Annotated in this window: 7 protein-coding genes and 1 pseudogene; 4 read left to right on the plus strand and 4 right to left on the minus strand. The window is 53.4% G+C overall.

The window, feature by feature from the left end; genetic code table 11:
* Positions 1-138: 138 nt before the first annotated feature.
* The 4 genes from fkpB to rihC all read left to right on the plus strand — a co-directional run bounded on the left by fkpB (position 139) and on the right by rihC (position 3,879).
* Positions 139-588 carry an FKBP-type peptidyl-prolyl cis-trans isomerase gene (gene fkpB, locus NA986_RS19800; protein ID WP_000047269.1) on the plus strand — a complete coding sequence of 150 codons (450 nt, stop codon included), beginning with the start codon at positions 139-141 and terminating at the stop codon, positions 586-588.
* Positions 589-590: 2 nt separating this feature from the next.
* Positions 591-1,541, plus strand: coding sequence for a 4-hydroxy-3-methylbut-2-enyl diphosphate reductase (gene ispH / locus NA986_RS19805; RefSeq protein WP_001166428.1), 951 nt, complete (start codon positions 591-593; stop codon positions 1,539-1,541).
* Positions 1,542-1,740: 199 nt separating this feature from the next.
* Positions 1,741-2,943 carry an XAC2610-related protein gene (locus NA986_RS19810; RefSeq protein ID WP_023216939.1) on the plus strand — a complete coding sequence of 401 codons (1,203 nt, stop codon included), beginning with the start codon at positions 1,741-1,743 and terminating at the stop codon, positions 2,941-2,943.
* Positions 2,944-2,958: 15 nt separating this feature from the next.
* Positions 2,959-3,879 carry a ribonucleoside hydrolase RihC gene (gene rihC, locus NA986_RS19815; protein WP_023216940.1) on the plus strand — a complete coding sequence of 307 codons (921 nt, stop codon included), beginning with the start codon at positions 2,959-2,961 and terminating at the stop codon, positions 3,877-3,879.
* A gap of 21 nt (positions 3,880-3,900) precedes the next feature.
* Here rihC and citB read toward each other — a convergent pair whose 3' ends face one another.
* The 4 genes and pseudogenes from citB to NA986_RS19835 form a co-directional block, all read right to left on the minus strand.
* A complete protein-coding gene (citB, locus tag NA986_RS19820) occupies positions 3,901-4,587 on the minus strand; it encodes a citrate response regulator transcription factor CitB (RefSeq protein WP_023216941.1) in 687 nt (228 codons plus the stop codon).
* A 1-nt stretch (position 4,588) separates the two neighbouring features.
* Positions 4,589-6,208, minus strand: a complete 1,620-nt coding sequence (gene citA / locus NA986_RS19825) for a citrate sensor histidine kinase CitA (RefSeq protein ID WP_023216942.1) — start codon at positions 6,206-6,208, stop codon at positions 4,589-4,591.
* Between the two features lie 134 nt (positions 6,209-6,342).
* Positions 6,343-7,644: an oxalacetate decarboxylase subunit beta gene (locus NA986_RS19830; RefSeq protein ID WP_114043236.1), complete on the minus strand. Its 1,302-nt coding sequence runs from the start codon at positions 7,642-7,644 to the stop codon at positions 6,343-6,345.
* A gap of 15 nt (positions 7,645-7,659) precedes the next feature.
* Positions 7,660-7,733, minus strand: a pseudogene (locus NA986_RS19835) (biotin/lipoyl-containing protein); the annotation flags it as partial.

Raw genomic sequence — 7,733 nt, forward strand, 5'->3', positions numbered from 1 at the left:
GCGCTTATCCGGTTTTGTAGGCCTGATAAGCGCAGCGCCATCAGGCAAACGTGGTGCCGGATGGCGGTGAAAACGCCTTATCCGGCCTACGGTTTTATCGTTCTTTGTGCCTCCGGGCAAAACACGTGAGCAATTTGCATGTCTAAATCCGTACAGAGCAACAGCGCGATCCTCGTTCACTTCACCCTGAAACTGGATGATGGCTCAACGGCGGAATCTACCCGCAATAACGGCAAGCCAGCCCTGTTCCGTCTTGGCGATACCTCGCTTTCCGAAGGTCTGGAGCAGCAGCTTCTGGGGTTGAAAGAAGGGGAAAAGAAAGCGTTTTCGCTGGAGCCTGACGCCGCGTTTGGCGTCCCCAGTCCGGACTTAATCCAGTATTTCTCGCGCCGTGAGTTTATGGCGGCGGGCGAACCGGAAGTCGGGGCGATTATGCTTTTTACCGCAATGGATGGCAGCGAAATGCCTGGCGTGATTCGCGAAATCAACGGCGACTCGATTACCGTTGATTTTAACCATCCGCTGGCCGGGCATACCGTTCACTTTGATATTGAAGTGCTGGAAATCGATCCGGCGCTGGAGGCATAAACATGCAGATCCTGTTGGCCAACCCACGCGGTTTTTGCGCCGGGGTAGACCGCGCTATCAGCATTGTTGAAAATGCGCTCGCCATTTACGGCGCGCCAATTTACGTTCGGCACGAAGTCGTGCATAACCGCTATGTAGTGGACAGCCTGCGCCAGCGCGGGGCGATCTTTATAGAGCAAATTAGCGAAGTGCCGGATGGCGCCATTCTGATTTTCTCCGCTCATGGGGTTTCCCAGGCGGTGCGTAACGAGGCGAAAAGCCGCGATCTTACCGTTTTTGACGCCACCTGCCCGCTGGTGACGAAAGTCCATATGGAAGTGGCGCGCGCCAGCCGTCGCGGTGAGGAATCTATTCTCATCGGCCACGCCGGGCACCCGGAAGTGGAAGGCACCATGGGTCAGTACAGCAACCCGGAAGGGGGGATGTACCTGGTTGAGTCGCCAGAGGACGTCTGGACGCTGAATGTCAAAAATGAAGGCAAGCTCTCCTTCATGACGCAAACCACGCTTTCCGTGGACGATACGTCCGATGTGATTGATGCGCTGCGTAAACGCTTTCCGAAAATCGTCGGCCCGCGCAAAGACGATATTTGCTATGCCACTACTAATCGTCAGGAAGCGGTGCGGGCGCTGGCGGAGCAGGCTGACGTGGTGCTGGTGGTCGGCTCGAAAAACTCTTCTAACTCTAACCGATTGGCGGAACTGGCCCAACGGATGGGAAGAACTGCGTTTCTTATCGACGATGCGGCGGATATCCAGGAGGCGTGGGTGAAAGAAGCCGCCTGCGTCGGCGTCACCGCTGGCGCTTCCGCGCCAGATATTCTGGTGCAGAATGTTATTGCGCGTCTGCGCGAGTTTGGCGGCGGCGAAGCCGTCACGCTTGAGGGGCGCGAAGAAAATATTGTTTTTGAAGTGCCGAAAGAGCTGCGTGTGGATGTTCGTGAGGTCGAATAAGATTTCACAATTCAGAAATCTGCCTGATGACGCTACGCTGACCAGATCTTAAGAATTTCTTTTGATATTCAATGTGCGACAGGAAGAATAAGGCGTAGTCGTCATCCGTTGCTAATGCCCCACCTTTTTGCTATTCATCTGAAAAACCAGCACAATCGTTGCTGGTTTTTTAGTTGTAATGCCTACAGGGATAAGGGAAATGGGCAAAATAAAATATGGATTGCCAACGTTACTCGCCATCGGCTTTTGGATGGACGCAACAAGCGCCACGGTGCTGGAGCTACCCGCCTGGGAGCGAAACTATACCGGAACTATCGCGGGGAAACCGGTAAACGTTAATATCACGCGATTTGGTAACACGCTTTATGGGTATTACTGCTATGAACCTTGCAATCAGCACAAGGCAGCGATTGTTCTACGCGGCTCACTCCAGGATAAAGAGGTACATCTTGAAGAACGCGTAAAGGCGCTTTCGGGTTACTGGAATGCGGAAATCTCCAGCAGTGAGATTAAAGGCGAATGGACGTCCGCAGATAAAAAACGACATTTTCCTGTTGCCCTTATCTACCTCAAACCTAAAAACTCCCCTGATATTGTGCTGGTCACGAACACGAATGATGCAGGGGGTTACGACCCTTCCAAAGAGATTGATTGCGGCAATACGCCGGCCATTTCGGCGATAAAATTATACCGTGATGGTAAACTCATACAGACCTTAGATACCGCCTCGGTGGGCACTTGTAGCCCGTTTATGCCTCAATGGGGGGATGTCAATTTTGATGGCTACCCGGATCTGTCGATTGTAACAGAGTTACTTGCTGGGCCGGATGCTCCAGTACAAACATGGCTCTATGACCCCGCCAAACAGCGTTATGTTGATGCGCCCGCGTCTTATCAGGAAATCACTTCACCAGAGATCGATGCTGAACATAAACAGATTGTCAGCTATTGGCGCGGCGGTTGCTGCAGTCATGGCGTCAATGTGTATCGCTGGAAAGGAAAAACGATTGAACTGATCGATCGCGGTGAAAGCTACTTTCAGCCTGTGATCAGTAAAGGCAAAATGTATAACTGCTACATGATACCTTCCTACGCTGATGGGCGTATTATTTATCCGCTAGTACGTAAAAATGGTCATTTGACGCCGCCTTTTAACCTTGATGGGACGTGTCAATCTTTTTGGCTAACCGGTAATGTTCGTACCGTGATTCAGGCAGAAAAACCCGGCGCTGAGCCCGAATCGCTTGAGATTCAGTGGCAGGAAAACAAAGCATCGCCAGGGCGTTTTTGCCCATTAGTTCCGTTTGTCGAAGGTAATAAGCTAAGTCCGCGTCTGGTGACGGATGACGATGTGCCTGATACCTGTATCAGTCGCGCTGAGTATGAAGATATAAAACAATAGGTCAGGAGAGCGTTAATGACAGCATCCCTACACATTATTCTTGATACCGATCCGGGCATTGATGACGCGGCTGCTATTGCCGCTGCGCTGTTCGCCCCCGAGCTGGATCTTCAACTGATGACCACCGTTGCCGGCAACGTTTCGGTCGAAAAAACCACCCGTAATGCGTTGCAGCTTCTGCATTTCTGGGGCGCCGATGTGCCACTTGCACAAGGGGCCGCGACGCCGCTGCTGCGTCCGTTACGCGATGCGGCATACGTCCACGGCGAATCCGGTATGGAAGGCTATGATTTTGTCGACCATCAGCGCCAACCGTTGGCGAAGCCTGCGTTTATCGCTATCCGGGATGTGCTGATGAACGCCCCGGAGCCCATGACATTAGTGGCGATTGGGCCATTGACCAATATTGCGTTGCTACTGATGCACTATCCGGAGTGTGCGTGTAACATTCGCCGTCTGGTGTTGATGGGCGGTTCCGCAGGGCGCGGCAATTTTACGCCTAATGCTGAATTTAACATTGCTGTCGATCCGGAGGCCGCGGCGCTGGTGTTCCGCAGCGGTCTGGAGATTGTGATGTGTGGGCTGGACGTCACGAATCAGGCAATGCTCTCGCCAGATTTTCTAAGTAAACTGCCCGCGCTGAATCGTACCGGTAAGATGTTGCACAGCCTGTTCAACCATTATCGCAGCGGTAGTATGCGCACTGGCGTCCGGATGCACGATCTCTGCGCGATCGCCTGGCTGGTGCGTCCGGAGCTTTTTACCCTGCAATCCTGTTTTGTGGCCGTAGAAACGCAGGGGCAATATACCGCCGGTACCACGGTGGTGGATATTGAAGGGCGTCTGGGGCAGCCCGCCAACGCGCAGGTGGCGCTGGCGCTGGATGTGGACGGTTTTCGTCAGTGGGTGGCTGAGGTGTTTGCCTGTGCGCCGTAATTACATGTTGGCGCCATAATCTCATACTTTGCCACGATAGAGTCTCTCCGGCCTGCCCACTTTCCCGTAGCTGATCTCCGCTTCGAGAAAGTTATTTTTCACGCCTTGTTCCAGATAGCGTCGGGCAGTGGTTTTACTGCTGCCCAGAATTTGCGCCAGAGTGTCTGCTGTATGTACTGCCTGCGGGTCGGTGAATATTTGTCGTACCCGGTTGAAGGTGTTTTCATCAATTCCCCGCAGTCCGCTATTCGGTTCTGCGGTTTGTTCTTTGGCCTGGATATTAAATAAGGCATCAACGTGCGTCTGGTTTGCCTGTTCACTGGAACGTAACGAACTGCGGTAACGGGTGAACCGCTCCAGGGTATGCTGCAGGCGCTGATAATGTACCGGCTTAATCAGATAATCGAATACGCCCATGCGTAAGGCATCGCTGATGGTATCCATATGATTGTCGGCGGTAATGAAAATAATTCGCCCCGTGTAGTTGGTGCTGATGGTATGACGAATTAAATCGATCCCTTTGCCATCGGGTAAAAAATTATCCAATAGAATTAACTGTGGTTGATAGAGGCGTATTTGCTTCTTTGCACTTTCCAGTTTGTCTGCGATGCCGATGATTGAAAACTGGGGAGAAAGCTTGATGGTGTCCACCAGGATTTCCGCTAGCATCGGTTCGTCTTCAACGATGAGTGTCGTAATGCTATCCATGTTATTCTTCTCTGGTAAAAGGGATATAGAGGGTAAAAATGGTGCCAAAAGGATTATTGTTATCGACGATAATGTCGCCATTGGCCTGCTTGACGTAGCTGTGCACCAACCATAATCCAATTCCGTGATCGCCGTTGTTGTGGGTGGTCACTCCACGCTCGAAAATATGCTGGCGGATATTTTCGTCAATACCACATCCCTGATCGGCAACTTCAATAATGACTTCATTACCTTCGCTATTGATCAGGCACTCAATCTGTCGCGAGCCTTCGCTATTGAGCAGGGTGGCGTTATAGGCGTTGTCCAATAAATTGCCAACAATCGAAATCCATTCATTATGCGAGAGCGATGACGGCAGGTGTTCAACAAAGCTTGAAGGATCGAAAATCAGCTCCAGCCCCAGCTCTTTTGCCCGATAATATTTACCGATTAATAGCCCCGCAAGGTGGTGGTCGCGGAAATTATGGGAAATAAAATCGAGTACTTTCTGGTGGCTTTCCGACTGCTGCTGAATCAGCGCCAGCGCATTATCGTAGCGCTTCAGGAACAGCAGTCCGGCAATGGTGGAAATAAGGTTGCGATGCTCATGCTGCACGGCGCGCAGGTTATCGGCGTATTGCCGCACCTGACTTAACTGCAGGCTGAGTGTATTGATATCGTCTTTGTTGCGAAAGCTAATAACCCAGCCCTGAGGCTGGTTGTCAATAATGACCGCCATGCGACTGGCGATGACTTTCATTTGGTTAAAGGTGACGATCTCATCTTTTTTGTTTTTTTGCGGCGCATCGTAAAAGAAGGCCTCCGGCAACACGACATGGTGGATTGCATAGCCAATGAGTTCAGACTCTGGTTGGCTCAGATTCAGTAAGCGGCGAGCCGTTTGGTTAATGGCGGTAATACGGTGATGGGAGTCAATGGCGATCAACCCTTCAAATACCGACTCAAACAACACGCTTTGCTGAATTAATAGTTGTGAAAGCTGCTGCGGCTCCATGTTAAGCATCTGCTTTTTAATATGCAGCGAGAAGCGGCGGGCACAGTACAACAGTACCAGCAGCAGTAACGCCATCGGGAACAGCAACGAGCTGATTTGTAAGTTAAGCCAGCTCTCCAACTGTTCCAGAGTATAGCCGACGGAAACAATACCGATGACTTTACCGGTACTGTCCTGAATCGGGGATTTACCACGTAGGGAAGAGCCTAATGAACCTTTGCGCACCGATACGTAGCTTTTAGCGTTATACAGCGCGTCGTCGCTATCGCCGCCCTCCATATATTTGCCGATCTCATCCGGGTTGACGTGATACAGTCGCTGACCTTTTTCGTTGCCAACGGTAATGTAAGTCGCATCCGAAAACGAGCGCATTGGGTCAATCAGCGCTTTGATGCGTGACAAATCATGCGCCTCTACGGCTTCAACTAATTCTGGCATAGCGGATATTTGCATTGCCTGAATAAGCGCACGTTGGCCCACCTGATAATGCAGGCGCTCTTTCGTGATATCGGTCAGATACCAGGTGATTGCCAGCATCACGATGGTGGATGTAAACAGGATCAGTAGAAATATCCGGTTTTGAAACGAGCGTCTGGCAAACCAGCGTGTAATTTCCCGTATAAACATATTGGTATTTAGATATTTAATTACGGTATTTTCTTGCATTCGGCATCACCGGAACCTGAACCAGTTCATACTTACTTTTCTTTCAGAAAAAATTTGGATGAAAATGGGATACGACATGCGTATCCCATCCACTATTACATCGCCAGCACGTACTTCAGCATCACCCCGGCGGCTATCGCCGAGCCAATCACCCCGGCCACGTTCGGGCCCATCGCGTGCATCAGCAGGAAGTTCTGCGGGTCTGATTCCAGGCCCACCTTGTTCGATACGCGTGCCGCCATCGGCACCGCCGACACACCGGCGGAGCCAATCAGCGGGTTGATTTTGTTCTTACTGCACAGGTTCATCAGCTTCGCCATCAGCACCCCGGCCGCCGTCCCGATACCAAAGGCAATCACACCCAGCAGCAGAATGCCCAGCGTCTGCGGCTGCAGGAACTTATCCGCCACCAGCTTCGCGCCCACCGACAGCCCGAGGAAAATGGTGACGATATTAATCAGCCCGTTCTGTACCGTGTCGCTCAGACGCTCCACCACGCCGCTTTCACGCATCAGATTGCCAAAGCAGAACATCCCCAGCAGCGGCGCGGCGTCCGGCAGCAGCAGCGCCACCAGTAGTAACAGCACCACCGGGAAGAGGATTTTTTCCCGCTTACTCACCGTGCGCAGCTGCACCATGCGGATTTTCCGCTCCGTCTCCGTGGTCAGCGCCTTCATAATCGGCGGCTGGATTAACGGCACCAGCGCCATATACGAGTACGCCGCCACCGCAATGGCCCCCAGCAGCTCCGGCGCCAGCTTGCCCGACAGATAAATCGCCGTCGGGCCGTCCGCGCCGCCGATGATGCCGATGGCCGCCGCCTGCGGCAGGGTGAAGGAAATCAGGCCGAAGTAATTCAGCGTCAGCGCCCCCAGCACCGTGGCGAAGATACCGAACTGCGCCGCCGCCCCCAGCAGCAGGGTGCGCGGGTTGGCCAGCAGCGGGCCGAAGTCGGTCATCGCGCCGACGCCCATGAAGATGACCAGCGGCGCGACGCCGGAGCCAATCGCCACTTTATAGAACAGCGCCAGCACCCCCGGCGTGTAGCCCATGTCCACCGCCAGGTTCTCCATCTGTCCCTGCACCGACGGCAGCGCCAGCGCTAACGCCTCCTTGATGGCGTGCACGTCCGGCGCGCAGTTAAGCTTCGCGGCAATCACCGCCAGCTGCCCGGCGTCGTGATGCGCCAGCAGACTTTCCAGCGCGGTCAGCGCCATACCCGCTTCCGGGATGTTGGAGAGCAGCCCACCGAAGCCAATCGGCAGCAGCAGCAGCGGCTCGAACTTCTTCGCAATCGCCAGCCACAGCAGCAGCAGGCTGACCAGCAGCATGATGGCCTGGCCTGCGCCAAGGTGCATCAGTCCCATGCCCTGAAGCAGGGCGTTCAGACTTTCCATTTCCGCTCCTCGTCCTTACGCCAGCGTCATCAGGGTGTCGCCGACGGAAACCGCGTCCCCGGACTTCACCGCGATACCGCGTACCGTCC

It is taken from the genome of Salmonella sp. NW177, from assembly GCF_051811585.1.
Taxonomy (GTDB): domain Bacteria; phylum Pseudomonadota; class Gammaproteobacteria; order Enterobacterales; family Enterobacteriaceae; genus Salmonella; species Salmonella enterica.

Bases quoted from the DNA above. Each gene is read 5' to 3' on its own strand.
- fkpB (WP_000047269.1), top strand. From the start codon at position 139: ATGTCTAAATCCGTACAGAGCAACAGCGCGATCCTCGTTCACTTCACC.
- ispH (WP_001166428.1), top strand. From the start codon at position 591: ATGCAGATCCTGTTGGCCAACCCACGCGGTTTTTGCGCCGGGGTAGAC.
- NA986_RS19810 (WP_023216939.1), top strand. From the start codon at position 1,741: ATGGGCAAAATAAAATATGGATTGCCAACGTTACTCGCCATCGGCTTT.
- rihC (WP_023216940.1), top strand. From the start codon at position 2,959: ATGACAGCATCCCTACACATTATTCTTGATACCGATCCGGGCATTGAT.
- citB (WP_023216941.1), bottom strand. From the start codon at position 4,587: ATGGATAGCATTACGACACTCATCGTTGAAGACGAACCGATGCTAGCG.
- citA (WP_023216942.1), bottom strand. From the start codon at position 6,208: ATGTTTATACGGGAAATTACACGCTGGTTTGCCAGACGCTCGTTTCAA.
- NA986_RS19830 (WP_114043236.1), bottom strand. From the start codon at position 7,644: ATGGAAAGTCTGAACGCCCTGCTTCAGGGCATGGGACTGATGCACCTT.